34 protein-coding genes are annotated in these 25,205 nt (G+C 37.4%); 27 read left to right on the top strand and 7 right to left on the bottom strand.

Going from position 1 to position 25,205, the window contains the following annotated elements:
• On the bottom strand, window positions 1–201 hold a 201-nt coding region (locus HZR21_RS08405), incomplete at its 3' end, for a transposase (RefSeq protein WP_489752620.1).
• Window positions 202–261: 60 nt separating this feature from the next.
• Between HZR21_RS08405 and HZR21_RS08410 the strand changes: the two genes are divergently transcribed.
• The 5 genes from HZR21_RS08410 (at window position 262) to HZR21_RS08430 (ending at window position 7,933) form a co-directional block, all read left to right on the top strand.
• Window positions 262–1,014 carry a hypothetical protein gene (locus HZR21_RS08410; RefSeq protein WP_180747269.1) on the top strand — a complete coding sequence of 251 codons (753 nt, stop codon included), beginning with the start codon at window positions 262–264 and terminating at the stop codon, window positions 1,012–1,014.
• Between the two features lie 26 nt (window positions 1,015–1,040).
• A complete protein-coding gene (locus tag HZR21_RS08415) occupies window positions 1,041–1,628 on the top strand; it encodes a CHAP domain-containing protein (RefSeq protein WP_180747270.1) in 588 nt (195 codons plus the stop codon).
• A gap of 231 nt (window positions 1,629–1,859) precedes the next feature.
• Window positions 1,860–3,599: a serine hydrolase gene (locus HZR21_RS08420; RefSeq protein ID WP_180747271.1), complete on the top strand. Its 1,740-nt coding sequence runs from the start codon at window positions 1,860–1,862 to the stop codon at window positions 3,597–3,599.
• 31 nt (window positions 3,600–3,630) lie between these two features.
• Window positions 3,631–5,478: a glycerophosphodiester phosphodiesterase family protein gene (locus HZR21_RS08425; protein ID WP_180747272.1), complete on the top strand. Its 1,848-nt coding sequence runs from the start codon at window positions 3,631–3,633 to the stop codon at window positions 5,476–5,478.
• Window positions 5,479–5,962: 484 nt separating this feature from the next.
• Complete coding sequence (locus HZR21_RS08430; protein WP_180747273.1) at window positions 5,963–7,933, top strand: glucosaminidase domain-containing protein; 1,971 nt, start codon at window positions 5,963–5,965, stop codon at window positions 7,931–7,933.
• Window positions 7,934–7,990: 57 nt separating this feature from the next.
• Here the strand turns inward: HZR21_RS08430 and pepA are convergent, their stop codons facing one another.
• Entirely contained in the window at window positions 7,991–9,076 is a 1,086-nt protein-coding gene (gene pepA / locus HZR21_RS08435; RefSeq protein WP_180747274.1) for a glutamyl aminopeptidase, read from the bottom strand.
• Between the two features lie 147 nt (window positions 9,077–9,223).
• Between pepA and HZR21_RS08440 the strand changes: the two genes are divergently transcribed.
• The 7 genes from HZR21_RS08440 to groL all read left to right on the top strand — a co-directional run bounded on the left by HZR21_RS08440 (window position 9,224) and on the right by groL (window position 14,717).
• The gene (locus HZR21_RS08440) at window positions 9,224–9,538 is read left to right on the top strand and encodes a hypothetical protein (protein ID WP_180747275.1); all 315 of its coding nucleotides are present in this window, start codon (window positions 9,224–9,226) and stop codon (window positions 9,536–9,538) included.
• The gene (locus tag HZR21_RS08445; protein WP_180747276.1) at window positions 9,535–9,852 is read left to right on the top strand and encodes a thioredoxin family protein; all 318 of its coding nucleotides are present in this window, start codon (window positions 9,535–9,537) and stop codon (window positions 9,850–9,852) included. The genes HZR21_RS08440 and HZR21_RS08445 overlap by 4 nt, the downstream gene beginning before the upstream one ends.
• 29 nt (window positions 9,853–9,881) lie before the next feature.
• The gene (gene ytpR, locus HZR21_RS08450; RefSeq protein ID WP_180747277.1) at window positions 9,882–10,505 is read left to right on the top strand and encodes a YtpR family tRNA-binding protein; all 624 of its coding nucleotides are present in this window, start codon (window positions 9,882–9,884) and stop codon (window positions 10,503–10,505) included.
• Between the two features lie 59 nt (window positions 10,506–10,564).
• Window positions 10,565–10,960 (top strand): single-stranded DNA-binding protein, encoded by a 396-nt coding sequence (locus tag HZR21_RS08455; protein ID WP_180747278.1) that lies wholly within the window; start codon window positions 10,565–10,567, stop codon window positions 10,958–10,960.
• Window positions 10,961–10,990: 30 nt separating this feature from the next.
• Window positions 10,991–12,538, top strand: coding sequence for a CHAP domain-containing protein (locus HZR21_RS08460; RefSeq protein WP_180747279.1), 1,548 nt, complete (start codon window positions 10,991–10,993; stop codon window positions 12,536–12,538).
• 208 nt (window positions 12,539–12,746) lie between these two features.
• Window positions 12,747–13,031, top strand: a complete 285-nt coding sequence (gene groES, locus HZR21_RS08465) for a co-chaperone GroES (protein WP_180747280.1) — start codon at window positions 12,747–12,749, stop codon at window positions 13,029–13,031.
• Between the two features lie 54 nt (window positions 13,032–13,085).
• Complete coding sequence (groL, locus tag HZR21_RS08470; protein WP_180747281.1) at window positions 13,086–14,717, top strand: chaperonin GroEL; 1,632 nt, start codon at window positions 13,086–13,088, stop codon at window positions 14,715–14,717.
• Window positions 14,718–14,805: 88 nt separating this feature from the next.
• Here the strand turns inward: groL and HZR21_RS08475 are convergent, their stop codons facing one another.
• From HZR21_RS08475 to HZR21_RS08495, 5 genes are all read right to left on the bottom strand, one after another.
• On the bottom strand, window positions 14,806–15,951 hold the full coding sequence (locus tag HZR21_RS08475) for a tyrosine-type recombinase/integrase (RefSeq protein WP_180747282.1): 1,146 nt from the start codon (window positions 15,949–15,951) through the stop codon (window positions 14,806–14,808).
• Window positions 15,952–16,059: 108 nt separating this feature from the next.
• Window positions 16,060–16,491: a hypothetical protein gene (locus HZR21_RS08480; RefSeq protein WP_180747283.1), complete on the bottom strand. Its 432-nt coding sequence runs from the start codon at window positions 16,489–16,491 to the stop codon at window positions 16,060–16,062.
• 97 nt (window positions 16,492–16,588) lie between these two features.
• Entirely contained in the window at window positions 16,589–17,230 is a 642-nt protein-coding gene (locus tag HZR21_RS08485; protein ID WP_180747284.1) for a DUF4352 domain-containing protein, read from the bottom strand.
• Window positions 17,231–17,300: 70 nt separating this feature from the next.
• Window positions 17,301–17,489, bottom strand: coding sequence for a hypothetical protein (locus HZR21_RS08490; protein WP_180747285.1), 189 nt, complete (start codon window positions 17,487–17,489; stop codon window positions 17,301–17,303).
• Between the two features lie 56 nt (window positions 17,490–17,545).
• Window positions 17,546–18,307 carry a LexA family transcriptional regulator gene (locus HZR21_RS08495; RefSeq protein WP_180747286.1) on the bottom strand — a complete coding sequence of 254 codons (762 nt, stop codon included), beginning with the start codon at window positions 18,305–18,307 and terminating at the stop codon, window positions 17,546–17,548.
• A gap of 246 nt (window positions 18,308–18,553) precedes the next feature.
• On the opposite strand from HZR21_RS08495, the gene HZR21_RS08500 reads away from it, so the two are divergent.
• The 15 genes from HZR21_RS08500 (at window position 18,554) to HZR21_RS08570 (ending at window position 25,197) form a co-directional block, all read left to right on the top strand.
• Window positions 18,554–18,793 carry a helix-turn-helix transcriptional regulator gene (locus HZR21_RS08500; RefSeq protein WP_180747287.1) on the top strand — a complete coding sequence of 80 codons (240 nt, stop codon included), beginning with the start codon at window positions 18,554–18,556 and terminating at the stop codon, window positions 18,791–18,793.
• A 12-nt stretch (window positions 18,794–18,805) separates the two neighbouring features.
• Window positions 18,806–19,582 (top strand): phage antirepressor, encoded by a 777-nt coding sequence (locus tag HZR21_RS08505; RefSeq protein WP_180747288.1) that lies wholly within the window; start codon window positions 18,806–18,808, stop codon window positions 19,580–19,582.
• A 78-nt stretch (window positions 19,583–19,660) separates the two neighbouring features.
• Window positions 19,661–19,966: a hypothetical protein gene (locus HZR21_RS08510; RefSeq protein ID WP_180747289.1), complete on the top strand. Its 306-nt coding sequence runs from the start codon at window positions 19,661–19,663 to the stop codon at window positions 19,964–19,966.
• A gap of 103 nt (window positions 19,967–20,069) precedes the next feature.
• The gene (locus HZR21_RS08515) at window positions 20,070–20,246 is read left to right on the top strand and encodes a hypothetical protein (RefSeq protein WP_180747290.1); all 177 of its coding nucleotides are present in this window, start codon (window positions 20,070–20,072) and stop codon (window positions 20,244–20,246) included.
• A complete protein-coding gene (locus HZR21_RS08520) occupies window positions 20,239–20,397 on the top strand; it encodes a hypothetical protein (RefSeq protein WP_180747291.1) in 159 nt (52 codons plus the stop codon). The genes HZR21_RS08515 and HZR21_RS08520 overlap by 8 nt, the downstream gene beginning before the upstream one ends.
• A gap of 9 nt (window positions 20,398–20,406) precedes the next feature.
• Window positions 20,407–21,219, top strand: coding sequence for a hypothetical protein (locus tag HZR21_RS11630; protein ID WP_219605602.1), 813 nt, complete (start codon window positions 20,407–20,409; stop codon window positions 21,217–21,219).
• Entirely contained in the window at window positions 21,212–21,355 is a 144-nt protein-coding gene (locus tag HZR21_RS08530) for a hypothetical protein (RefSeq protein ID WP_180747292.1), read from the top strand. Before HZR21_RS11630 ends, HZR21_RS08530 begins: the two co-directional genes overlap by 8 nt.
• The gene (locus HZR21_RS08535) at window positions 21,345–21,755 is read left to right on the top strand and encodes a hypothetical protein (RefSeq protein WP_180747293.1); all 411 of its coding nucleotides are present in this window, start codon (window positions 21,345–21,347) and stop codon (window positions 21,753–21,755) included. The genes HZR21_RS08530 and HZR21_RS08535 overlap by 11 nt, the downstream gene beginning before the upstream one ends.
• A gap of 1 nt (window position 21,756) precedes the next feature.
• Window positions 21,757–22,368: an ERF family protein gene (locus tag HZR21_RS08540; protein ID WP_180747294.1), complete on the top strand. Its 612-nt coding sequence runs from the start codon at window positions 21,757–21,759 to the stop codon at window positions 22,366–22,368.
• Between the two features lies 1 nt (window position 22,369).
• Window positions 22,370–22,741: a single-stranded DNA-binding protein gene (locus HZR21_RS08545; RefSeq protein WP_180747295.1), complete on the top strand. Its 372-nt coding sequence runs from the start codon at window positions 22,370–22,372 to the stop codon at window positions 22,739–22,741.
• Window positions 22,742–22,751: 10 nt separating this feature from the next.
• Window positions 22,752–22,922, top strand: coding sequence for a hypothetical protein (locus HZR21_RS08550; RefSeq protein WP_180747296.1), 171 nt, complete (start codon window positions 22,752–22,754; stop codon window positions 22,920–22,922).
• Window positions 22,915–23,748: a phage replisome organizer N-terminal domain-containing protein gene (locus tag HZR21_RS08555; RefSeq protein ID WP_180747297.1), complete on the top strand. Its 834-nt coding sequence runs from the start codon at window positions 22,915–22,917 to the stop codon at window positions 23,746–23,748. The genes HZR21_RS08550 and HZR21_RS08555 overlap by 8 nt, the downstream gene beginning before the upstream one ends.
• Window positions 23,745–24,512, top strand: coding sequence for a hypothetical protein (locus tag HZR21_RS08560; protein WP_180747298.1), 768 nt, complete (start codon window positions 23,745–23,747; stop codon window positions 24,510–24,512). Before HZR21_RS08555 ends, HZR21_RS08560 begins: the two co-directional genes overlap by 4 nt.
• A gap of 27 nt (window positions 24,513–24,539) precedes the next feature.
• Window positions 24,540–24,941 (top strand): RusA family crossover junction endodeoxyribonuclease, encoded by a 402-nt coding sequence (locus HZR21_RS08565; protein ID WP_180747299.1) that lies wholly within the window; start codon window positions 24,540–24,542, stop codon window positions 24,939–24,941.
• Window positions 24,934–25,197, top strand: a complete 264-nt coding sequence (locus tag HZR21_RS08570) for a hypothetical protein (protein WP_180747300.1) — start codon at window positions 24,934–24,936, stop codon at window positions 25,195–25,197. Before HZR21_RS08565 ends, HZR21_RS08570 begins: the two co-directional genes overlap by 8 nt.
• Window positions 25,198–25,205: the final 8 nt, after the last annotated feature.

A 25,205-nucleotide genomic window follows, 5' to 3' on the forward strand; every position in this document is an offset into this window, starting at 1 on the left:
TTGTAAAATTAGAATTTTCAACATTAAAACAAGGTCATAGGGCGGTCTACCACCATGAGATTTGTTTTTTAAATCATACTTAAAAATCCGGTTAAGAGTTGGGCGAAAACACTCGAAATCAACCACTCTTTCTAGCCGCTCAAGAGGGTCTCCTTTTAAACTTAATTTTTCAAGATAGTCGCTATCTCCAAATAAATTCATCTTCAATACCTCGTTAGCTTATTGTTAATCTATTATACCTCTTTTCATACGTTTTTAGAGGTGCCCTTAAGTGATTTTATCAACGAAGGAGGAGCTGCGCAAGAAACGACGACGTCAGCTCCGGACCCCCAAAAAGTAAAAGTTTCTAGCGAAGCTAATTTTAGTCTTGGGGGAATGACTTGGCAAAAAGTTAAAGAAGACAATTCAGAAGCTAATATTGGGATAGCCTATCAATCTCAAGGTCGTGTTGTTTTTAATTGGCAATATTATGATATTAGTCAAAAAAATTGGGTTACAATGAACGCAAATACAATATCCAATTGGATAACCTTCAAAGCACCTCATGCGGGCCAATATTTGATACATGTTTATGGGACAAATGAAGCAGGCGAAACAAAAGAGTATGCGATTGGTTGGAATGTTGCAGCTGAGTCCATATCTTTAAAAGGTATGACTTGGCAGACACTTGATGGTTTGGGAGCAAAAGCTAATATCGGCGTATCTTATAAATCAAATAGTCCGGTGACTTTTACTTGGCAATACTATGATATTGCTAAAAAAGAATGGCAGGTTATTGCAAAAGATACCACCTCAAATTGGATCACTTTCAATGCACCCCATACGGGCCAGTATTTGATTCATGTTGAAGCGAAAACTGCAGGTGGGCAGACTTCCACTTATGATATTGGCTGGACTGTGGAGACTGAATTTGTGACCCTGAAAGGTATGACTTGGCAGAAGGTTGATAAATATGGTGCAAAAGCTAATATTGGTATTAGTTATCAGGCTAATAGTCCAGTAATCTTTACTTAGCAATATTATGATATTGCTAAAAAGAGTTGCATATCATTACAAAAGATACCCCCTCAAATTGGATCACTTTCAATGCGCCTCATACAGGTCAGTATTTGATTTATGTTGAAGCTAAAACAAAGGGTGGACAGAGTGCGACCTATAATATTGGTTGGAATGTAACAACTAAAGAAGAGCGGATTAATAAAATCATCTCTAAAGCAAGTTCTTATGGCGGCCAAAAAGGTGGGCAACCATTTATTAATTGGTACGGTTCCGACCCCGTTGGTTGGTGTACAATTTTTGTTACCTACGTTTTTAATGAGAGCGGTATGGGAGATTTGGTACCGATGACTCACTTACTACAAACTTACTATAATTATTTCCAATCCAAAGGTCAGTTGTATAGCCCCCGGAGCACACCTCAAGTGGGAGACATTGCCATCTTTGATTGGCCAAATCTGCCTTGGCCTATTGGACCAGGCCATACTACGATTGTAGATTACGTAGGTGCGGATGGGACGGTCAGAACAATTTCAGGTAATACTGGCGACTATGTTTCATATTACTATACAAACTATAAGGATCCGAATAAAGCCTATGGATTAGTTGGTTTTGGAAGACCAGATTATTAAGATCTAAAATACCTTTAACTTTTTGCTAGTTTGCAATGTAGTTATCAAGCCTAAGCCTTGAATAGTTGCATACTTCTAATCAAAGTTGAGTAGGAAATTATCTGCAACAAACGAAAAAACTTTGTTGAAAAGAATATGGTTGTAAAATATAGTTCTGGATAAAAACCATTGCCAGAACTATTTTTATAGGTCGAAATTTAGAAAAATAAAAAATGATAGGAGTGCAGGATGATGAAAAAAATAATAACGTTAGTTTTAATCGTTTTGTCAAGTACTGGTTTAGTTGTATCAGCTACAGATTCGTCTTCACTTTCTGAAGATAAAAGAACACAGAACATGGTAGCAGAAACGGCACCAACAACAGAAGCAACTATGTTGAATAGTTCACAATCAAATCAAAAACCAACATCGCCACCACAAACTTCTGAAAATTCAGAGGATAATGCTAGTCAAACGACCACATATACTCCTCCCAAAAAAGAGCCATCGTCAGGCACGCTAAGTCTTAATGGGATGACTTGGCAAAAAAATACAGGTACTGGTTCAGATGTTAATATTGGTGTTGCCTACCAATCGAAAAGCGACGTTATATTTAACTGGCAGTATTATAATATCAGTAATAAAACTTGGGAGACAATCAATTCAAATACTGCTTCAAATTGGATTACTTTTAAAGCACCTCATGTTGGTCAATATTTAATTCATGTTTATGGGACGACTGCTGAAGGTGAGACTAAAGAGTATACGATAGGTTGGAATGTAGAACCAGAGACTGCCGTATTAAAAGGGATGACTTGGCAAACTCTTGAAAAAAATGCATCAAAAGCAAATATCGGGGTTGCTTATACAAGTAACAGCAAACTGACTTTCACCTGGCAATACTACGACATTACTAAAAAGGAATGGCATATAGTTGCAAAAGATACCACATCCAATTGGATGACGGTTACTTTACCGCGTTCTGGTAAGTATTTAATTCATGTTGAGGCCAAAACAGAGTCTGGTAAGACGGTAACATATGATATTGGTTGGAATGTAACTGCTGATACTGTTAATTTAACTGGTATGACTTGGCAACACTTGAAAAAAGATGCGTCTAGTGCTAATATAGGTATTGCTTACACAACCAATAGCAAACTGACTTTTACTTGGCAGTATTATGATATTGCCAAAAAAGAATGGCATCAAATTTTAAAGGATACGACATCAAATTGGATAACGTTTAATTCTCCTCATTATGGTCAATATTTGATTCATGTTGAAGCTAGAACAAAAGAAGGTACGACCGCTACCTATAGTATAGGGTGGCAAGTTTTTTCTAAAGACGGACTAGGCGAGATTCTACCGATTTTCAATAGTTCTAACAATGTGATGAGTGCGGGCTATTATAACCTAGTAACTGGAGAATCTGTCTATAAAAATGGTAAGAGTTTAGTAACTTCAGCTTCTACCTATAAGTTATTTATTTCCTTATATGTGTTTGACCTGATAGAGTCTGGTAGAGCTAATTGGAATACTAGATTCAGTAATGGAACATTTATGACAGGATTTTACGATATGATTATTAATTCGGGGAATGCCTTTCCTGAATGGGTTAAGTCAAACTATGGTTATAACAATATTGATAGTTTTTTGAAAATTAAGGGTTATGCGGGTATCTATAATTATTCAGATCGAGCAACCACAAGTGCGGAAGACTTAGTCAAGATATTAAAATACTATTATACAAATTCTAGCAATAGTAATATCAATTACTTACTTGATTTGATGAAAAAACAAAATTATCGCTCAGGTATCCCTAGTGGTACAGGTATCATCACTGCTGATAAAGTTGGTTTTCTATGGGATATTCGGAATGATGCCGGTATCGTTTACTCTAGTCAGCCCTATATTTTAGTGGTCATGACAAATGGTCAGTATAATTTTGATTTAATTGCTAATATCTCTAAAAGAGTTCAGAGTGTTCAATAATACTTAACAAGTAGTTATCAGGTATATTTATATGAAAAAAAGAATATTGTTAAGTCTGGCTTTTGTTTTTTTATTAAACAATGTTGTCATGGCGCATGCGGAAGAATCACCCCCGCTTTCAAACATGAAAAGTGATACAAATAAGGTTGCAGTTACAGAAGCAACAAAAAAGAAGTCAATTTTAAATAGTGATTTGTTAAATCAAAATACCACAACGGTACCCAATGTTTCTGAAAAGGAGGAGGGGATTATAAGTCAAGCAAGGCTCGACAGTTCAGCAACAAAAGCTAGCAGGACGTCTAAAGTAAAACTTACCGGTATGACTTGGCAAAAAATCACAAGTACTGGTTCAGAAGTTAACTTTGGTGTGGCGCATCAGTCCAAAAGTGATCTGGTCTTTAACTGGATGTATTATGACCTTACAAATAAAGCTTGGATGACTATTAATCCAAGTACCTCTTCAAACTGGATTACTTTTAAAGCACCCCATTCAGGGCAATATTTAATTCATGTCATTGCGACAAATGCCGAAGGGCAGTCTGACACCTATACGATTGGTTGGAAGGTAGCTGATGATACACTTAATCTAAAAGGGATGACCTGGCAAAACGTGACAAAAGATTGTTCTAAGGCATCAATCGGTGTGGCTTATATAAGTAACAATCAGGTGACTTTTACTTGGCAATATTACGATATTACCAAAAAAGAATGGCATCCTATCGCGAAAGATATAACATCTAATTGGATTTATTTTAGTGTGCCACACAGTGGCCAATATCTAATCTATGTTTCTGCAAGAACAGCTAACGGGATAGAGAAAACTTATTCTATTGGATGGCAAGTTGCGAATGAAACGATTAATTTGAAAGGGATGACTTGGCAAATTGTTCCTAATGATTTAACTGATAGTAATTTTGGCATTTCTTCTGAGACGAATACATCAGTTACTTATAATTGGCAATATTACGATATCAGTAAAAAAGAGTGGCATACCATTACTGATCAAACGCCATCAAACTGGACGACATTTAGTGCGCCTCATGTTGGTCAATATTTGATCCGTGTTGAAGCTAAAACGCCAAATGGTCTGACGAAAGACTATGTCATTGGTTGGAATGAAAAAAGTAGGCATAAAGTGACTACCGATGGTACCATTTTAAGTAATGAAAGTCAGAACATGACCAAGTTAATTGCCCATAGAGGTAATTCGTCAATTGCGCCAGAAAATACGACGGCTGCATTTACTTTGGCTATAGGTGCCTACGGTGTAGAAACAGATATTTTGCTGACGAAAGATCATCATTGGATCATCAGTCATGACAGCACGGTTGATCGGATGAGTAATGGTAGTGGTAGAGTTTCTGATTTAACGTTGGCTCAAATCAAAAGTTTGAAAATAAAAAACGGCGTTAATATCCAAAATTATCCTGGTCTTACAATTGCAACCCTAGAAGAGTATTTAGGTATTATGAATCAGATAGGAGCGAGACCGGTGATAGAAATTAAAGAAGGACCTGAACGGATCACGCCAAATGATATTGCGAATTTATTGCATGCGCTTAATACCTATAATCTCACCAGCCAAGCCCTGATTATTAGCTTTTATTTAGACGATTTGAAACTCGTCTATCAGCAAAATCAAACGCTTGAAATGTCACTGCTATATGCGGGTAATTTTACACAAATACAGTTTGATGCGCTCATTAAGGAGATGCCGAATACTGGTTTAGACATCAATGATGCTTTTATGTCACCCGAAGTTTCAAATTTATTGCATGAAAATGGCAGAAAAGTCGGTATTTGGACAACACCATTGAACTCGGTTAATCGTTATTTAGACTTTGGGATTGATTATTTTACAACTAATCAGCTTAAGTAATGGGTAATATGTGAAGAGATCTTGCGTTAAGAACATAAAACTATGTATACGAGTACATGGTTTTTTTTGTATTGAGAGGTGTGACTAATGTCAGTTATAATGAGATTAAATGTTGAGGATGGCGATAAAGTATTGTGTTTAGGATTAAAATATTTTTGATATTAGAAGCAATCTGTATAAATAGCTTGTGTTTTCGCTCGTAATATTTTGAAAAGCTATGAGGATATGTTACAATAAAGGGTACCTCTAAAAACTGCTTTTGATAACTTTTGAGATAAATTTTTCTAGCGCTAGGCATTGCGACAAAGCTTACTGCTGTAAGGTTCGGAGCAATAACGACGCGATAGGTAAATTTAGCCAAAAGTGGTAAATTTGAGTTTTTAGAGGTGCCCTAAAATTATTGGACTAAACGAGGTGTACTGTGGATAAGATAAATAATAAAATAACAATAAAACTAGTAGGCTTAATTATAGTTACAATTGGAATGTTAACTTCCATTAGTGTTTCTGCAAGTGCAGTCAATGACTATATTATTAATAATAAAGTTAAACCGGCAGATGAAACGTTATCGCTTGGAAGAATTTATAATCAAGATTCAAGCAAAAATGGTGGCATCAAAATGGACTATACCGATGGTAAACCGAAGATGGTCATTATCCATGAAGTGGGTGTTGATGGTGGGTCTATTAATGGGTCTATCGACTACATGGTTAGAACGCAAGATAATGCTTTTGTTCACTCATTTGTTGATGGCTCACAGCTGATTACCATAGCAGACAAAGCCAAGAAATCTTGGGGTTCAGGTGGTTGGGGCAATCAGTATGGTATCCAGATTGAGCAAATGCGTGTGAACACGAGTGCGGCATTTTATAAAGAAATTGCGACACTTGCCAAATGGACTGCTGATCAAATGATTAAGTATGGCATGGGTGCTCCGAAATTAATGTCAAGCCCGAGCAGTCCGCAAAAGAATGATTTATCCACCAAGCCTGATGGAAATTTAGCCAGTCATAAAATGATTTCTTACAAGTTTAACCAGACGACAGACCACGTCGATCCAGATGAATACTGGTCAAGATTTGGCTACGATATGAATCAATTCCGAGATTTGGTTGATTACTATTACTCATCTTCTTCATTAAATCTGAGTGGCATGACTTGGCAAAAACTGACATCAGATAACTCAGAAATTAACTTTGGGATTACTTATCAGTCTAAAAGTAAAGTGACTTTTAACTGGCAGTACTACGATATTAGCCAGAAAACGTGGACAACATTTGCAGGGAATACGGGATCTAACTGGGTGACTTTTAAAGCACCACACCCAGGTCAGTATTTGATTTATGTTAAAGCGACTAATGCTGAGGGGGAATCGAGAGATTACAACATAGGCTGGAATGTAGACGAACCGTTGAAGCTATCAGGGATGACCTGGCAAAAATTAACGGCAGATAACGGCGAGGCCAACATTGGCGTTTCCTACCAGTCAAAAAGTAAAGTCACTTTTGATTGGATGTATTATGATCTGAGTAATAAAACATGGTCATCGATTGCGACTAAAACAGGTTCGAACTGGGTTACCTTCAAGGCCCCACATGCAGACCAATATTTGATTTATGTCAAAGCGACTAATGCTGAAGGAACTACACAAGATTACAGCATCGGTTGGAATGTCGATGAGTCTGTTAGCCTATCGGGAATGACCTGGCGTAAAATTACTCCAGATAATTCTGAAGTTGACTTCGGAATCGCCTATAGGGCTAACAGCCAAACAACATTCACTTGGCAATATTATGATATCAGTAATAAGAAGTGGACAGTGATTGTTGCGAATACGCCCTCTAACTGGATTACTGTAAAATTGCCAAAAGCTGGTCAGTATTTGATTTATGTTGAAGCAAAAACATCAAGTGGCAATACAGCAAACTTCTCAATCGGTTGGAATACCTTGTTTAATCTAAACAATTTAACCGGAACAAATGATACTCAAAAAGCATGGTTCAATGCCCTCTATCAAGATGCGCAAAAACTAGCGAAAGATAATGACTTATTCCCATCTATCATGCTGAGTCAAGCTATTGCTGAGAGTGCTTGGGGACAAAGCGAGTTGGCGACAAAAGCCAATAACCTCTTTGGTATTAAAGCTGATGCCGGTTGGAAGGGTGATAAATATACAGCTCTAACGAACGAGGTTGTGAACGGTCAAACCGTTCAAGTCATGGCTGATTTTCGTAAATATTCGAGTCAGGCTGAATCTTTGAAAGATTACGTGACGAAAATCAAAACAACTAAAAATGGTTCTGCCTATCGCTATCAAGCTGCATGGCGTAGCAATGCAAAAACCTATCAAAATGCAGCCCAAGCCTTGAAAGATGGAGGCTATGCGACAGATCCAAACTACCCAACAAATTTGATTAATCGAATCGTCAATTACAGATTAGATACACTAGACTAATCGAAACAACAAAAAAGTTCTATGACATCACACATCATAGAACTTTTTATATATATTTTACACCCCAGTTCCCCGAATCAAGTCAACAGTTGACCGATCCAAGCGTTGCACAATTTCTTGTAAGAAAGCTTGTGCTGTATCAAAATCTTCCAGTGAGAAGAGGGTTTGATGGCTGTGGATATAGCGGGCACAAACACCAATTGTTGTCGATGGAATGCCTGCATGTTTCAGGTGAGCAGCACCAGCATCAGTGCCGCCTTTTGAGACATAGTACTGATATTTAACGCCAGCTGATTCTGCGGTATCCAGTAAGAAATCACGCATAGTTGGCAATAAGATATGACCGGGATCGAATATTCTAATCAATGTGCCGTCACCGATGCGACCATCAGCACTGGCATCAAAAGTATCTTGGGCAGGTGAACAGTCGACGGCGAAGAACAGATCGGGATTGAACTTGGTCGTTGAAACATGTGCGCCACGAAGGCCAACTTCTTCTTGAACATTGGCGCCTGCGATAAGGGTATTTGGCAGTTGAATTTTGTTATCGTTGAGATGCGCTAAAAGCTCAGTCACCATGAGGCAACCGTAGCGATTATCCCAAGATTTGCTGATAACGCTTTTTTTGTTGGCAGTCAGAATGGCCTCAGTTTGAGGAACGATGACAGCACCAGGATGGACGCCAAATCTTTCGGCCTCTGTACTATCTGCAAAGCCTGCGTCGAAAATAATGTCCTCTACTTGAGGCATGGCAGGGGCTCCACCTGCTCCACGCATGAGATGTGGCGGTACGCCACCCGTGATGACCGGAATTTCAACACCATTTCTGGCAAATAAAGTGAAACGTTGCGCTGAGATGACGAGTGGATTCCAACCGCCGAGCGAAACGACACGCAGTGTGCCGTCAGGCTTAATTTTGCTGACCATGAAGCCAACTTCGTCCATGTGACCTGCTACCATGATCCGTGGAGCAGTCGCGTCTGAGGCGTGTTTGATACCAAAAATCCCGCCTAGGCCATCGGTTTGCACCTCATCGACGTTAGGGGTGATATTTTGGCGAATGAAGTCTTGCATGGGGCGCTCAAAACCAGATGTTGCTTGAATTTCAGTAATAGCTTTGATTTTGTCAAATGTAATCGACATGTTGTGATTTCTCCTTAAATCGCTCAGCTAACTTGAGGTAAGTTAGCTTTTTATTCATTATATTTCCATGATACCAAAATAATGACGAGATGGGGTGAAAAACACAATCAGTTAGCGAGTGGCTCAAATTTATGCTAAAATATATACATGAAGAAAATTTTGAAAATTGGAGTGGGCGCACTTGTCGGTGCAAGTCTGGTCGTCAGTGTCAGCGCGCTCTATCAAAAGCGCAAAGATAAAAATCTAAGTAAGCTATTGGCTTTGGCCAAACAGCATTTTATGTTTGATGATATATTAACTAGTTGGATTGTGATGGAGCCAATTCTTTTTCATGTTCATGAAGGTGGCATCATTCGTCAGGATGGCACAGTTATAACGTTTGAAATCGATGCCGACACTTTGCGAATTGTAGAAACACACGAGTCAGAAGAAGCTATAGTAGCTAGAGGAGAAGTAAAATGATCATTCCGAATAGTGTAGAAGAATTAGCAACATATGTCGAAAAAGGTCGTAACGTTTTCTTTTTCACAGCAGATTGGTGTGGGGACTGTTCTTTTATTAAACCAGCCATGCCAGAAATTGAAGCAGCGTATCCAGAATATACCTTTATTGAAGTTGACCGAGATGTTTATATCGATGTTGCCATTGAATGGGGAATTATGGGGATTCCTAGCTTTGTCGTGATTGAAGATGGTAAAGAAACAGGCCGACTGGTCAATAAATTACGAAAAACAAAAGAAGAAGTGACTGCGTTCTTAACCAGTGTCAAAAGTTAAGACGCTTTTCTAAAGGAGTAGAAAATAAAATGATTGCGATTTATAACACCCACTTAAATGATGTCTTGATGTTGATTACAGGGGACAATCAGGGTGAAAAATTAACGGCAACGCGCAAGGACAATGTTGCTAAAGTTATGCGTGAGGACAACGGTGAAGTTGTTGCTTGGAACTTTTTTGACGCGTCAACTTTGTTTCCAATTACGGGAAATGGTCAAGTTGACCTTTCAGACGCCGATATTGATAAACTAAACGTTGCGATTAAAGCCGCTGGCTTTGATGATGTCTTGATTCCTGATCATGCGCCTAAATTTGTGGTTGGTGAGATTGTAGACCTCGTGCCACATCAGGATTCAGATCACCTCAATATCGCACAAGTTAAGATAGCTGAAGATAAAACGATTCAAATCGTAGCAGGTGCACCTAATGCGCGTGTGGGTCTGAAAACAATCGTAGCGCTACCTGGTGCGATGATGCCAAGTGGTGCATTAATCTTTGCAGGCCAACTTCGTGGCGAACCTAGCTTTGGTATGATGGCAAGCCCACGAGAATTAGCTTTACCAAATGCCCCACAAAAACGTGGTATTATTGAACTCTCAGCGAGCGAAATCCCAGGCACTGCCTTTGATCCAGCTAAACATTGGCATAAATAAGAAAATAGACAAAACAAAATCCTTTTATTTACGTATAAGTAGATAGGAGGATTTTTTATATGCTAAATAAAAGTTTATTAATTGGGCGCTTGACTGCCCACCCTGAGGTGAAGAAAACACCGACAGATAAATCTGTCTTGCGCGTGACCTTAGCTGTTAGCCGGCAATTTAAGAATGCTGACGGACAACGCGATGCGGATTTTCTGAGCATTATTATTGGGGGAAAACCGGCAGAGTTGTTTGCATCCTACGCTAAAAAAGGAAGTTTGGTCTCAATTGAGGGGGAGCTTAGGACACGACGTTATGAAGATAAGGCAGGCGTGGTACACTATGTGACAGAAGTCTTATGCCAGCAGTTTAACCTATTAGAAAGCCGCGCAGCTGTTGCTCTAAGAGAAAATCAAGTTGATGATGTCTCAAGTGTTATGTTAGAGGCTGAAGATTTATCGTTTTGATTTTAGCGTTGTTTAAAAAGGGTGTTTAAAATGAAAATAGAGAAAAATTTTAAAAAAATAGCGCTTATTTCAACGATCGTATTAGGGTTACTTACGCCTATTTTAACATCACCAGGAGCAGTCAGAGCTGAAATGAGTCAAAGTATATCAGCAGAGGTCAATGATGAGGTTGTTAAAGAAAAAACAGGAATCGGTATTCCAGAAGAATTACAAGAAGTATATCTAGCGCAGGTGCAGGGCGTATCACTAATTAAAACACATAGTACAGGATTTAAGTCTCGCTTAACTGCGCCAACACCTTCTAATGCTTACTATTTCAGTAACAATGTATTCTATAAAGCAGGGTACGGTATGCCTAACTGTACAGCTTATGCATGGGGAAGGGCTTATGAAATATTAGGTTCTAAACCGAGTCTTTCGAGAGGTAATGCGAAAGAATGGTGGGGCTATAATGCTGGAAAATATTCTTCAGGTCAGACACCTCGACTTGGATCGGTTGTTTGCTGGGGTAGTCCAGAAGGAGGTGGCTACGGTCACGTTGCAGTCGTTGAAGAAATAAATGGGGATATCCTGACTATATCGGAGTCAAGTTGGGGTGGTTTTATGTTTAGAACTAGAAAATTCAATAAAAAAAATATGGGAGCTGGATTCCAAGGCTACATCTATATGGGAGATTTTTCGACAATTCCAGTATCACCACCTGTGAAATTACCTGCAAAGAATTTGGCTCAAGCTACTTCATTAGATATCAATTATGAGACCCATGTGAGTGAGGTAGGTTGGATGAACAATGTTGTAGATGGTGCACTTTCTGGTTCAACAGGATATGGTCTAGCTGTTGAAGCGATGCGGATTTCTTCTGGAAATACTTCAATTGATAAAGCGATACAATATAGAGCTCATGTTCAAGAGATTGGTTGGCAAGATTGGAAAAAATCAGGTGAAATTGCAGGTACGACTGGACAAAGCAAAAGAATTGAAGCTGTTGAGATTACGCTAAATAATGGTGTATCGGATTATTATGATATTGAGTATCGAGTACATGTTCAAAATATTGGCTGGCAAGGTTGGGTGAAAAATGGTCAAGTTGCAGGTACGACTGGACAAGGTAAAAGAATTGAAGCTATTCAAATTAAATTAGTGCCTAAAAAGTCTTTCCAAGGTAGCTCTAAACCATCAAATGCTGATTTTTCGTATCGTTCTCATATTCAGAGTTTTGGTTGGTTAGGTTACGTTGAACTTAATACGATTTCAGGAACTGTTGGTATTTCAAAACGATTAGAGGCTTTTGAACTTTTGTATCAGGGTAAAAAAGAGAATATCCAAATTGAGGGGCATGTCCAAGGTATTGGTTGGCAGACAAATTTAGGTACTGCAGGGGTAATAGGTCAAGCGAAACGCTTGGAAGCAGTTAAAATAAGCTTTAAAAATGACTTGTCCAAGAAATATACGGTTAAATATCGTGTCCATGTCCAAGGTATTGGTTGGCAAGAGTGGCAAAATGAAGGTGAAGTGGCTGGGACAACTGGTCAATCTAAAAGAATTGAAGCAATACAATTTCAATTTATTCCAAAATAATATCTCGAAGAAAAAGTTTAGGTTGGAGAGAAACACTCACTAAAATCATGAACTGCCAAAAGGGTGGTTCATTTCATTTTATCTTGAATATTTTTATATCTATTCAATCAAAAATCCTTGACTATTCCTGACCAACTGAGTATAATAGAATTGTTAGCACTCGAACACACAGAGTGCCAAAAATTAAAAATAATTGGAGGCTTACCAAATGTTAAAACCATTAGGTGATCGTATTGTTTTACGTGTTAAAAAAGAAGAAGAGAAGTCTGTCGGTGGCATCGTTCTGACGACAAGTGCAAAAGAAAAACCATCAACAGCAGAAGTTGTTGCTGTTGGTGAAGGCCGTCATACACACCATGGTAAAGTTATTGAGCCAGGTGTGAAGGTTAGCGATGTTGTTGTTTTCGAAAAATTCGCAGGAACTGAAATTAAAGATGGTTCTGAAGAATTTCTGATTGTCCGTGAAGACGACATCTTAGCGATTGTAGAATAACAAACACAGCTTATAAAGTAGAAACATCAAATTAAATTTACGGAGGTAGAAGAAGTGTCAAAAGATATTAAATTTTCATCAGATGCGCGTGCAGCTATGGTACGTGGTGTAGATGTTTTAGCAGATACAGTTAAAGTAACGCTTGGACCAAAAGGTCGCAATGTGGTCTTAGAAAAGTCATTTGGCTCACCTTTGATTACCAATGATGGTGTGACAATCGCTAAAGAAATCGAGTTGGAAGACCATTTTGAAAATATGGGTGCTAAACTCGTTAGTGAAGTGGCATCAAAAACAAATGATATTGCAGGTGATGGTACAACTACCGCGACTGTCCTGACACAAGCTATTGTACGCGAAGGTCTAAAAAATGTTACAGCAGGTGCTAATCCAATCGGTATTCGTCGTGGAATTGAAACGTCTGTTGCAACCGCTGTTGACGCATTAAAAAATATTGCTATCCCGGTTTCAGGCAAAGAAGCGATTGCGCAAGTTGCTGCTGTTTCTTCTCGCTCAGAAAAAGTCGGCGAATATATTTCTGAAGCTATGGAAAAAGTTGGCAATGATGGTGTCATTACGATTGAAGAATCAAAAGGGATGGAAACTGAACTTGATGTTGTTGAAGGGATGCAATTTGACCGTGGTTACTTGTCTCAATATATGGTAACAGACAACGAAAAAATGGTTGCTGATCTTGATAATCCATACATTCTTATCACAGATAAAAAGATTTCAAACATCCAAGATGTTCTACCATTATTGGAACAAATCTTACAACAAAATCGTCCGCTCTTGATTATTGCTGATGATGTTGACGGAGAAGCTTTACCAACACTTGTCTTGAACAAAATTCGTGGGACTTTCAATGTTGTTGCAGTCAAAGCACCTGGCTTTGGTGATCGTCGTAAAGCCATGCTTGAAGATATTGCTATCCTCACTGGTGGTACACTCATCACTGAAGATCTCGGTCTTGACTTGAAGGATGCAACAGTTGATTCTCTTGGTCAAGCAAGCAAAGTAACTGTTGACAAAGACACAACGACAATCGTTGAAGGCGCTGGTGGAAAAGATGCTATCGCTAATCGAACTGCTGTCATTAAATCACAGATTGAGCAAACAACGTCTGACTTCGATCGCGAAAAATTACAAGAACGTCTGGCTAAATTATCAGGTGGTGTGGCAGTGATTAAAGTCGGTGCAGCCACTGAAACTGAGCTTAAAGAAATGAAACTTCGGATTGAAGATGCTCTGAATGCCACACGCGCAGCAGTTGAAGAAGGTATTGTCGCTGGTGGTGGTACTGCGCTTGTCAATGTCATTGCGCAAGTTGCTGACATCGAGTTGACAGGTGATGAGCTTACAGGCCGTAACATTGTCTTACGTGCTCTTGAAGAACCTGTCCGTCAAATCGCTAAAAATGCAGGCTATGAAGGTTCTGTCGTGATTGATAAATTAAAACAATCAGAAACTGGAACAGGCTTTAATGCAGCAACAGGCGAATGGGTAGATATGATTGAAACTGGTATTATCGATCCAGTCAAAGTCACACGTTCAGCACTTCAAAATGCTGCATCAGTTGCGAGCTTAATTTTGACAACTGAGGCTGTTGTCGCAAATAAACCAGAACCAGCCGCTCCTGCAGGTATGCCTGGTGGTATGGATCCATCTATGATGGGCGGCATGATGTAGTAAACATAAAGAACCCTTGTAAACAAAGGGTTCTTTTTTTATTTTATTCTAAAATTTATAAAAAGGGGCAAAAAGGGGGCATTAAAAGCTAAAAAATATTGTCAAGAGCATTTGTGATAATTTCTCTTGACTTCTTGGTCACGTGGTTATAAATTTGAAGTGTCGTATTAGCGTCAGAATGCCCCACACGTTCCATTATAGCCTTGAGCGGTATGTTTGACTCAGATAAAATAGAAACGTGCGTATGACGGAATATGTGACTCGTAACGGTCTTTGTGATTCCAACATTTTTAGCTACTTGTTTAATGATAGAGTTGAAAGCGTGAATAGTTAATGGATACTTTGAGGTTGATAGAAAAATGTAGTTTTCTGAATCTACATTATATTTCATTGTATTAATCACTTTAATATCATAGAGTATTTCAATAGCCTTCTGTGGTAAATCAACCACTCTTTCAGAGCTTTGATTTTTTGTTGATGTCTTAACGGCATCAGATATTTTTGATAGCGTATAATCGAGTGTACCTTCTACATTAACGGAAGTTCCGGTAAAGTTTTTCCATTGAAGAGCCTGTAATTCTCCATACCTTAGACCAGTTAATGATAGAAACTCGGATATCATAGCATGCAATTGGTGTCTGGGATTTGCGTATAGAGCATCTAATAATACATGTAATTCTTCTTTTTCTAAATATTTATCATTCAACTTTTTTCTTTGCTGTCTTTCAATTTCTCGTTTCGGCATCACTTTAGTTTTAGTAACTGGATTTGTTTTGATATATTCTTTATCGACTGCAAAGGATAGGATAGCTGACAAAGTTGTCCTGGTTTGTTTTGTATAGTTTAAAGAATAATTCCCAAAGGTATACATGTTATCTATTACCTGCATAATAAGGGCTGAGCTCACTTTATCAATCAGTATTTCTCTTCTGACATATGGTAAGATATGTTTATCCATCATAAACGGAACTTTTATCCAACTCGTTCTTTTTTTTTGGATTTTATAATACTTGAACCATTCATCGTATACTTCCCCAAATGTTTTAGAGTTATTTCGTGACTCTGTATTTGTAAGACTGTTTATTTTTTCTAGTAGCGCCACTCGACCTTTATTGATGGCTTGAGGAGTATCTTTTTCAATTGTCAAAGTAGCTTTACGCGTCTTACCAGTATTTGGATCAATATACCGTTCTTTTAAACTGAATTTTCCGTTTATTTTTGGTTCTACCCACATTGGCTTATAGTCCTTTCTGTGGTAAAATAAAAAGGTAGTCATCCTTTTTACTACGTTTCTATATCGTTACTCACAATCTTTTTGCGGAGGGAGTGGGTGACGTTTTTTTTATTTATCTAAATTTATCAATTGAGCATAATTCAATTTGTATATCTCATTTTGTAAGCCTTTTGTTTCTGCGACATTAGCAAAGTGTTTTACTAAAAGTTGGATTCCTTTATACTGAAGAAGTACATAACCACTGCCGATTATCAGAATAGAGAAAGCAATACTCCATTTTAAACCATCAACATGCTCATTCTTAGCCTCCATGATGTCAGAGTATTCCACATCATCAACATCGTCACTAGCGCTGTAATAATCGCTCTTTAGTGCAATTTTTGCAGCTTCATAATCACTTATTTCATTTTTAGCAGTAGCCACTACCAGAAAACCAATGATTATAATGCTAATACTAAAAATAGTATAAATCACATTAAACTTATCCCAAAATCTCACAAGTTTTTTTGATTCTTCATCAATAAATTCAATACTCTCCACAATAACAATCTCCTCCAGCTTTTAACGTGAATCCTATCTGCACGATATTTCGCCCACAATCTTTGGCGAGGGAGTGAGTAACGTTTTTTATTTTAGTTTAGTTTAGTTTGATTTTTTCTGTTTGCGTTCCCCAAACTCCAGTTTGTACTTGCAACTGAGTCGATGGGTCATTGATTGTATCTTCGCTTACGTCAAATACAACTTTACCACTCAAAGTAGATTCAGGGTTAAGTTCTTGTAAAAAGAAAGCGGCGCTATCACCATTTGTGGCTTGATTAGCATACATTGTAGCTGTTGTGTCTGCTTTAAATTCAGTCTTTCCTTTATAAAGTTTGAAAAAGTCATCGGTAACAGTAATGGCTTTGTCTCCGTTATTCGTAACCGTGACATTTAACACTAGGAATTTACCTTTAGCAGTTGAATTGACATACTCATTGCCTACTGTATCAGCAACTTCTTTTCCGTCCACTCTGTAGACAACTTTTCCGACAGTTACATCTTGACCAATTCCAAATACTTGTTTTTCAGATTTTTTAGGTGCTGATTTTTCTGTTTTTGATTCTGTTTTTGATTCTTTTGTTTCAACTTTAGCTGTTTTTTCGGTATCTGATTCTTTTGTTTTATCTTTATTACCACCGCCAACAGCACCAGCAATCACAATGACAATAATTAACCAAAACCACCATTTTTTAAATAAAGGTTTTTTAGCCTTAGCAACTTTTTCATCTCTTTTTCCCATTTTTGAAACTCCTTTTAAGCTTTTAACGTGAATCCTATCTGCACGATATGTTTATTACAGTTAATTCAATCTAACTATTTTTGTAGTTTTTTAAAGCATCTGCGATCACACGTTTGTCGTTGTCTGACATAGGTGGACTGTCAGCTGATTTAGCTGAATATTGAACAGTAAATGACTTGACTTCTATTTCAAACGTTTCTTCTCGACGATGACATCTGCAAGAAAGGTTATGCTCTATAACTTTTACGTCATTCTTCATAATAATCTCCTATATTTTATACACCAAAACCCACCGTTTTAAGGTAGGTTTTTTAATTATTCCGAATATCTTCCAACTACTCGCCCAAGTATTCTGAAATCGCTGTCTGCATCTACTTTCATATCCTTGTATTTCTCGTTAAAGCTATGCAAGCAAGCGTGGTCGTCCTCTAATATCAACTGCTTAACGTAAGTGTCGCCGTAATACTCAAACACGCCAATCTCTCCATCATTCAAGTTGACAGTCGATTCAATGAAGATATAATCTCCGTCATGATATTCAGGTTCCATTGAGTCGCCATAAACTGGTACAACATAATCAGCATCAAAGTCAACAGGTAACGTTATTGTTTCTCGTTGACTAGTTCCGATGTATTGACCTGTACCGGCTGAAACAGCATCATCATAATAAGGATATTCCTTTTCTATTTGATAATCTGCTATTTCCACGACTTTGTTTTGTTCGTCGAGTTCAGATTTGGCATAAGCAACTACTTTATCTTGCCTTGGTTTTTCAAGTTTATTGAAAATATTGTCTAGGATTTGTTTAGTAGTAGATTGTTTTTCTTTAATAGGATTGTATTCTTCTACTAAGTCAGATTTATCTACGCCAAAGTACCTAGCCATAAGTTCTATCTTATCTATACGTGGGTAAGAATTCGCTTTTATCCAATTCATTACAGTTGTATATTTAAAACCCATAGTATCAGCAAATTGATGCGGATTCATTCGTTTTGAATCAAGTAATCTTTTTATATTAAAAGACATTGTCTCTTTATTACCAAGATTACCAGTACGTCCTTTTATTTTATCTTCCATAGTACTATTATACTTTTTAATGGTATGAATGTAAAGTTGAAAAGTATATAAATAAAAACAAACAAGGAAAATACCATTTTGTGGTTGACATATACCATTAAATGGTATATAATTAACTCATATCAAACAAAACAACTCGAACGGTGTTAGTACGACGGACTGGAAAGCTAAGTTCATGAGTATGATGTTTGATAAATAAAAAAAGCCCGCTTGGGACTAGGAAAAACTATAGAAAGGGGTTTGTTTATGAAAAACGAAGCTTTGCCACTTAAAAAACATCGGTTATTGCATGATTTGACACAAAAACAAGTTGCAGAAAAAATCGGCGTGTCAAAAGAAGCAGTATCAAATTGGGAGAGAGGAGTGACTTTTCCAACACCACCAAATATCGATAAACTTTGTGAGCTGTATGATACAAACTACACGCTCATTAATTTTTATCCCGATATACCATTTAATGGTATATCCAAACATCTAGTGTCTTAGAAAGGAAAAGATATGAACGAATTACAAAATTTTAATTTCAGCGGTCAAGATGTCCGCATTATCACAATCAATGATGAACCTTGGTTTGTCGTGGCAGATATTGCCAAAGTATTAGGCGCTAGCAATTCAAGGAGTTTAGCGCAAATGGTAGACGAAGAAGATAAGGGTAAACAAAGTTTACACTCAGGTTCTGATGCGACTATCGTAAACGAAAGTGGTTTATACACAATTCTATTGCGTTCAAACAATCCACAAGCTAAACCTTTACGCCGTTGGGTTACAAGCGAAGTACTCCCAACAATCCGCAAACACGGTGCATATATGACAGACAAGAAAGCACAAGACGTTCTACATGGCAATGGTCTAGCTGACTTGCTTATCCAGGCAGGAGAACAAATTAAGTCACTTGAATTTGATAAACAGCAGTTGCAAGTTGAGTTAGAGGAAGTCAGACAAAAAACAACTTATCTCGATCTAATTCTTGAAAGTCCTGACGACATCTTAACAACTCAAATAGCACAGGATTACGGATATAGCGCAGTATCATTCAATCGCATCTTGCATGATTTGCGCATTCAACGCAAAGTTAATAAGCAATGGGTACTTTACTCGAAATACATGGGCAAAGGTTACATCGGTAGTCGTACAAGAGACTTTGTAGACAGCAAAGGTATTGCACGGACATCAATTACAACGACTTGGAAACAAAAAGGGCGTAAGTTCCTTTATGAAGTTTTGAAGAAAAATGGTTATTTTCCTTTAGTTGAACAAGATGAGTTAGTTAGCTGAACACAAAAAAAGCCAGTCGGCAAACTGGCTCACATTAAATAATTATAACTTGATTATACCACAAAAAGGAGATAGATGATGTCTAATGTAAATATCGTAAAAATAAAATCAATCTATGAGATTGCAAGCCCGTATGCTGATGATATTGAAATTACCAAGTACTATTGCAAAATATCAGAAGAACACGAGGATTGGGTTAAAGCCAAAAGGACTGTCCAAAATAAACTCAGAGATTTTGATGAGTTTACACAAGGAGAATTTACGAGAGGTATCAGAGGCAGAGTGACCAATCTTGCTGCATTTGATGCATGGATTATTTGGAAAGATAGATATAAACCACTTACTAGGAAACCTAAATTTGTCTTTGAAGACAAGGAGTTTTAGATGGCCAACAAACCGACAAAATTCGAACCAAGTAACCACGCAAAACTAGCAGCGCAGCTAGATAAGCACAACGGTCAAAATGTAGAATATTGGAGTAAGCGGAATGAAAAATAATCTTCCTAGTGATTCATTAAAATCGCAAACAATCAAAGAACTGGAAGACAAGTTAATTGATATTTCTGGATATATTGGTAATTTAGGAAACCCAAATAACACAGAAACAGCTAAAGCTATATCGCTTGCCCTAATCGCTTTGAAACTTGGAGGCAATAATGATTGACGTATTAATAGCTACACATGGCGCTCAGGAAGGCGCACAGGCGCAGTTTAACCACTCAACGCATAAATGGACAGTATGGACTAAACAAGGCTTAGAACGCACGTATAGCGATATCGTGAGATATGCACGGTATATGACTAGAGGGTATTGAGGAGAAACCATGAAAATTTACCACACTGAAACACAAGAAGATTACGACGCGTTGATGATTGAGCTTGAAGAAAATGGTTGTGAATGGAGAAATAGAAAAAAGCCAACACATTCTGATGAGTTTAAAAGGTACGGTAAAGATGTTTATATCTATGACAGATGTGGTGCAATTTCCATTTCTGACGGAGAGTGCTTTAAAGAGCGGCATAGCGATGAGACCCTCATCGAATACAAAGCAAAAGGAGAAAACATGACACAAGAAGAAATGAAACACAAATTGCAGAAAAACCTCTTTGATGTATCTGTAGCGATTGATTTATTTGCTAGATGTACATTGTCAGCAGAATCCGACTTAAAAGAAGCCGAATCGTCTGCTAAAAAGCTAATCGAAAAGATTGACGAGTATCTGGAATCTCTAAAGCCTGAATTTAAAGTTGGAGATATTGTATCAAGTGAAATATTTATAGATGGAAGTGGAATTGTAAGGTTAGAAGAAGATTTAACAAATGATTTTTCCGGAATTGAAGGACTTTGGTATATAAAGAAAGATTGTGAAATTAAAGATACAGCTTTTGGAGTAATAAATAAAAAAACCAGACACGCAACACCAGAAGAAATCGCAGAATATGAAGTTGCATTGACGTTTTACAAACATGGTCGCAAGCCTTTTGAAGTTAAAGATGGCGATTTGTTAGAAAATAAATTTGGGAAATTCATTGCTCTCAAATCTTTATTTGTCAAAGAAAATTTCACGGTTGAGGGGAACGCTTTTCTAAAAACAGTCGAAGAAGTCAGCGAATGGCTAGGTGCTGACGATGAATGACACACTCAACAAAATCATCGATGAGATTAAGCATTTCAGGTCACAAGGATACACAGGTTTTGAGGGATTGGTCATCGAGCTTGAAAGTATCATCGAGGATTATGAAGCTGAAAAGGAGCAGAATAATGGCATTTGAAATTAGAAACATTGGCGAAGCGCTAGACTTAGATACTGGCCAAGTAGTAGCCTTAACGCCAGATTACATTAAGCAGTTGGACGATGAAACGTTAGCACAATTTATATACGAGAGCAAACGATTTGCTAAATTACCAAAAGCTGGAGAGGAAGAACTTAAAAGCCGTTTGGAATCTGGAAAACGATTTAGCATGGTGGATTTTGGTAAGCCAGCTAAAACAAAAACGATTGCTGATAACAACGCACGTAAGCGTGAATTGGTTATCAAGCACGGTTGGGATTGTGTTAGTTTTAAAAGCCTAAATGAACTTAAAAAAATTTACGGTGAAAAATTTGAGGATGAAATATCTGACTTGATTGTAATCGGAGAAAAGAATCCAGCACTGAAGTGGAAGGTGTGAGATGGAGACATCAGAAACAAAAGCAGAACTATTTAAAGCATTTGCAAATTTCAAGAAAAAACTGAAACAGCCATTGAAAGATGCGAACAATCCTTTTTTTAAAAGTAAATATGTACCTTTAGAAAACGTTGTTCAGGTAGTAGACGAAGCCATGATAGATACAGGTCTTAGTTATATTCAAGAAATCGAAGACTTGGAAGAAGGGTATCTGAGAGTAGATACTATCGTCTTACATGAATCTGGCGAGTATATAGTAATTAAAGGGTCTAAAGTTAAGCCAGTAAAGAATGACCCACAGAGTGCTGGTAGTGCTACAACATATGCCAGACGTTACAGTTTAAGTACTGCATTTGGTATTGCAAGTGACCCAGATGACGATGGCAATGGAGCAAGCCAACAAGCTAAAAATAACCAACAACCAAAGAATACACAACAACCAAAAGCTCACCCTAAACCAGAATTAACTCCAGAACAAAAAGTAGCAGCCAATATCGATTGGGTTAATAAGAAGTATAAACCAGAAATCGAGCTTATCAAATCTTGGCAAGAGATGGAACATGAACAGGCATTAAAAGCAATTAAAGAATACTCAAAAGCGATGAAAGAGGCATAATATGGCAATTATCACAGTAACAACACAATTAACAGAAAAGAACATGCGGACAGTTAATACCAAAAATGGTCAAAAACAGGTTGTTAGCGTTCCTGTTATCAAGGATAAAGACGGTAGTTGGGTATACGCATCAACCTTCATCAACTTTGAGGTTCACGAAGGCGATGTTTTGACAATCAGCGGTCGAATTGAACAAAAAGATGACGGACAATACAAAAATAACAATTTTGTTTTCCCAACGGTTGAAAGAATGTACAAACCGCAGCAACAACAAGCTAGACAGCAATCGTCTACACCTAATTTCGGACGCGATAGTGACCCACTTTCTAGTAATTCGCCAATGGACTTGAATTCAGATGACCTGCCATTCTAAGAGGTGAAAAATGACTAAAGAAGAATTAATTGACGCTTTTGGTGTCAATAACTGGAAGTATGAAAAAGGTGACCCTTACAGGGAAAAGTTGCTAGAACTTAGTTATGGCGAGCTGGTAGATAAACTTATCCACTTGAAAAGCCAGACGGCTATCGTGATGTTTGGAGGTACAAATGGCTAGTAAAAGTAAAACAAAAATATATTTTTGGCTTAAACTAGATAACAATTTTTACAAGAATTTAGCTATTAAAAAAGCTAGGAGGTTAGCGGGAGGTGACACGATGGTCATCATTTACCAAAAACTCATGCTTGAATCATTGCAAAATAACGGAGTTCTTTATTTTGAGGGTGTTCTAGAAAATATTGTAGAAGAGTTATCATTGCAACTTGATGAAGATATCGAAAATGTCGCAATGACCTTGGATTTATTTACCAAGTCAGGTCTTATTCAATTGAATGATAGCAACGACATTGAAATGCTTCAAGTTCCTGCGCTGATTGACCAAGAGACTAATTGGAGTAAATACAAAAGGGACACGAGAAAGAAAGAAGATGTCAAAAAGTTGGACATTGTCCAACCATTGTCCAACCGCTGTCCAACAGAGATAGAGATAGAATTAGATAAAGAGATAAAGATAGAGTCAGAGATAAAGATAGAGTCAGAATCAGAGAAAGAAGATAATGCTGATTCTGATTATAAAAAATTAACTGATTTCTATCAAGGGAATTTCGGTGTTATCAGTCAACTTATCTCAGAAGATATAAAGTTCAATCTTAAAGATTACGGCTATGATCTAGTTTACGAATCTATGAAGCGTGCCATATTCAGGCAAAAGCAATATGCTTATTCAGTTCAGATATTGAAATCATGGTCTAAGAACAATATAAAAACTCTTTCTGATGTTGAAGCTGATGATAACAAGTTTAGCAGAAGTAAGACAACTGGAACTGACGATAAGTCAGATTGGACGTGGGCTGAGAAGAAAGCAGGGTTTAGAGAAGTATGACTGAATACTTAGAGCCGATTGTAGAAAATGAAAAACCACTTGCGAGTCTAGCTAAAGACTTAGTAGTACTTGATGAGTGTTGCAGTGTACACACCAAAGAACATTTAGTAAGTCATAAGCTGAGGCCTCAAACAAAGGCTTGTAAAATTTGTGTAGAAAACAAAAAAATAGCTAAGACTATGGAGTTTGGAGGATTGCCTGACTGGACGATACGAGATGCAAGTACTGGACAAGTAGTTAGATATAACCCTCAAAACGAAGAATCTGACGGAGACGTTATATCTGATGGAGAATTTAAACAAACTAAAACTAGCTTATCTGATATTTTAGCTAAATTTAAAGCTCAAAAAGGATATGACTTAGAAAAATCTGGCGTTATTGAATTTGCTTATGATATGGAATCTTTGAAAAAACTAGAGGCATTCCAAAAATGGGTCATCGAAAAATTCAGAGGAGAACACAAGCATGTTGAAAAAATTATGGTTCACGAGTATCTATCGATGTCTAAAAATGCTTATATGAGTCCAGAAAATAAGCAGAGACTGATTGATAAAAAAGGGGCTATTGAACGTTCAGAAATGGTTATTGTTGATAATCTTGGAGATTATTCACCAGATGAACAAAGTCAGTTTCTGAGTTTGATGAGGATGTTACAGAATAAAAAGTTTATTTTGTACACTTTCGCAGACGCAGACAGCAGACTGGATAAGTTACCTGCATCTGTTAAATTTGCGATAAAAGGTAACAGAATGGCTATTTTATAAGCTGGTATTACCATTTTAGGAGGAAGAGTGAAGTTTTTATTTGAATTATCAAAAATGCCGACGACTAATCAGCAAAAAGGCGTGAAATTTATCAACGGAAAGATGATTAGATTTGACCGAAAAGGAACTAAAAACACGGAGCTATTAAATCATTTAATCAAAAATCGCCCTAAAAACCCTATCTCCGATAAAATGATACCGATTAAATTATCTGTGACATTTCACTATGCTATTAAGCAGAAAAAGAAATGGTGGCAATGGAAAACAACAAAACCAGACTTGGATAACTTGCTCAAAGGGTTACAAGATTACATGACAAAGCTAAGATTCTATGTCGATGACAGTCAGATTTGCTGGTTGGAAGTCAAGAAATTTTATAGTGAGAAAAATAGTATTGAGATTGAAATTGAGGAGATAAAAAATGAGTGATAAAACTTTCGGAGAATTATTCTGGAATAACGTTGACAAAATGCTGGAAGAAAATAAAAAAGGATTGAAAGATATTTCAAGATTTCTTGAAAGCGATCATAAAAAAGCGGACAATCTTTATCACAGATTACATCGCAGTCGTTCAGAAGGCACGAATCCGAGCAATATCATGGGTCAAGGAATTTATAATTACTTCAAACGGTTTGATGAGTTTTTGACAGTCGGTTTTCTGTATGACGAGTTGGACGAGGAGTAGATATGGAA

Source organism: Pseudolactococcus laudensis (assembly GCF_013449735.1).
GTDB lineage: Bacteria > Bacillota > Bacilli > Lactobacillales > Streptococcaceae > Pseudolactococcus > Pseudolactococcus laudensis.

Excerpts from the sequence above, each read along its gene's own strand:
- HZR21_RS08420 (WP_180747271.1), top strand. The coding sequence starts at position 1,860 with ATGAAAAAAATAATAACGTTAGTTTTAATCGTTTTGTCAAGTACTGGT.
- HZR21_RS08425 (WP_180747272.1), top strand. The coding sequence starts at position 3,631 with ATGAAAAAAAGAATATTGTTAAGTCTGGCTTTTGTTTTTTTATTAAAC.
- HZR21_RS08430 (WP_180747273.1), top strand. The coding sequence starts at position 5,963 with ATGTTAACTTCCATTAGTGTTTCTGCAAGTGCAGTCAATGACTATATT.
- pepA (WP_180747274.1), bottom strand. The coding sequence starts at position 9,076 with ATGTCGATTACATTTGACAAAATCAAAGCTATTACTGAAATTCAAGCA.
- HZR21_RS08440 (WP_180747275.1), top strand. The coding sequence starts at position 9,224 with ATGAAGAAAATTTTGAAAATTGGAGTGGGCGCACTTGTCGGTGCAAGT.
- HZR21_RS08445 (WP_180747276.1), top strand. The coding sequence starts at position 9,535 with ATGATCATTCCGAATAGTGTAGAAGAATTAGCAACATATGTCGAAAAA.
- ytpR (WP_180747277.1), top strand. The coding sequence starts at position 9,882 with ATGATTGCGATTTATAACACCCACTTAAATGATGTCTTGATGTTGATT.
- HZR21_RS08455 (WP_180747278.1), top strand. The coding sequence starts at position 10,565 with ATGCTAAATAAAAGTTTATTAATTGGGCGCTTGACTGCCCACCCTGAG.
- HZR21_RS08460 (WP_180747279.1), top strand. The coding sequence starts at position 10,991 with ATGAAAATAGAGAAAAATTTTAAAAAAATAGCGCTTATTTCAACGATC.
- groES (WP_180747280.1), top strand. The coding sequence starts at position 12,747 with ATGTTAAAACCATTAGGTGATCGTATTGTTTTACGTGTTAAAAAAGAA.
- HZR21_RS08475 (WP_180747282.1), bottom strand. The coding sequence starts at position 15,951 with ATGTGGGTAGAACCAAAAATAAACGGAAAATTCAGTTTAAAAGAACGG.
- HZR21_RS08485 (WP_180747284.1), bottom strand. The coding sequence starts at position 17,230 with ATGGGAAAAAGAGATGAAAAAGTTGCTAAGGCTAAAAAACCTTTATTT.
- HZR21_RS08490 (WP_180747285.1), bottom strand. The coding sequence starts at position 17,489 with ATGAAGAATGACGTAAAAGTTATAGAGCATAACCTTTCTTGCAGATGT.
- HZR21_RS08495 (WP_180747286.1), bottom strand. The coding sequence starts at position 18,307 with ATGGAAGATAAAATAAAAGGACGTACTGGTAATCTTGGTAATAAAGAG.
- HZR21_RS08500 (WP_180747287.1), top strand. The coding sequence starts at position 18,554 with ATGAAAAACGAAGCTTTGCCACTTAAAAAACATCGGTTATTGCATGAT.
- HZR21_RS08505 (WP_180747288.1), top strand. The coding sequence starts at position 18,806 with ATGAACGAATTACAAAATTTTAATTTCAGCGGTCAAGATGTCCGCATT.
- HZR21_RS08510 (WP_180747289.1), top strand. The coding sequence starts at position 19,661 with ATGTCTAATGTAAATATCGTAAAAATAAAATCAATCTATGAGATTGCA.
- HZR21_RS08515 (WP_180747290.1), top strand. The coding sequence starts at position 20,070 with ATGAAAAATAATCTTCCTAGTGATTCATTAAAATCGCAAACAATCAAA.
- HZR21_RS08520 (WP_180747291.1), top strand. The coding sequence starts at position 20,239 with ATGATTGACGTATTAATAGCTACACATGGCGCTCAGGAAGGCGCACAG.
- HZR21_RS11630 (WP_219605602.1), top strand. The coding sequence starts at position 20,407 with ATGAAAATTTACCACACTGAAACACAAGAAGATTACGACGCGTTGATG.
- HZR21_RS08530 (WP_180747292.1), top strand. The coding sequence starts at position 21,212 with ATGAATGACACACTCAACAAAATCATCGATGAGATTAAGCATTTCAGG.
- HZR21_RS08535 (WP_180747293.1), top strand. The coding sequence starts at position 21,345 with ATGGCATTTGAAATTAGAAACATTGGCGAAGCGCTAGACTTAGATACT.
- HZR21_RS08540 (WP_180747294.1), top strand. The coding sequence starts at position 21,757 with ATGGAGACATCAGAAACAAAAGCAGAACTATTTAAAGCATTTGCAAAT.
- HZR21_RS08545 (WP_180747295.1), top strand. The coding sequence starts at position 22,370 with ATGGCAATTATCACAGTAACAACACAATTAACAGAAAAGAACATGCGG.
- HZR21_RS08550 (WP_180747296.1), top strand. The coding sequence starts at position 22,752 with ATGACTAAAGAAGAATTAATTGACGCTTTTGGTGTCAATAACTGGAAG.
- HZR21_RS08555 (WP_180747297.1), top strand. The coding sequence starts at position 22,915 with ATGGCTAGTAAAAGTAAAACAAAAATATATTTTTGGCTTAAACTAGAT.
- HZR21_RS08560 (WP_180747298.1), top strand. The coding sequence starts at position 23,745 with ATGACTGAATACTTAGAGCCGATTGTAGAAAATGAAAAACCACTTGCG.
- HZR21_RS08570 (WP_180747300.1), top strand. The coding sequence starts at position 24,934 with ATGAGTGATAAAACTTTCGGAGAATTATTCTGGAATAACGTTGACAAA.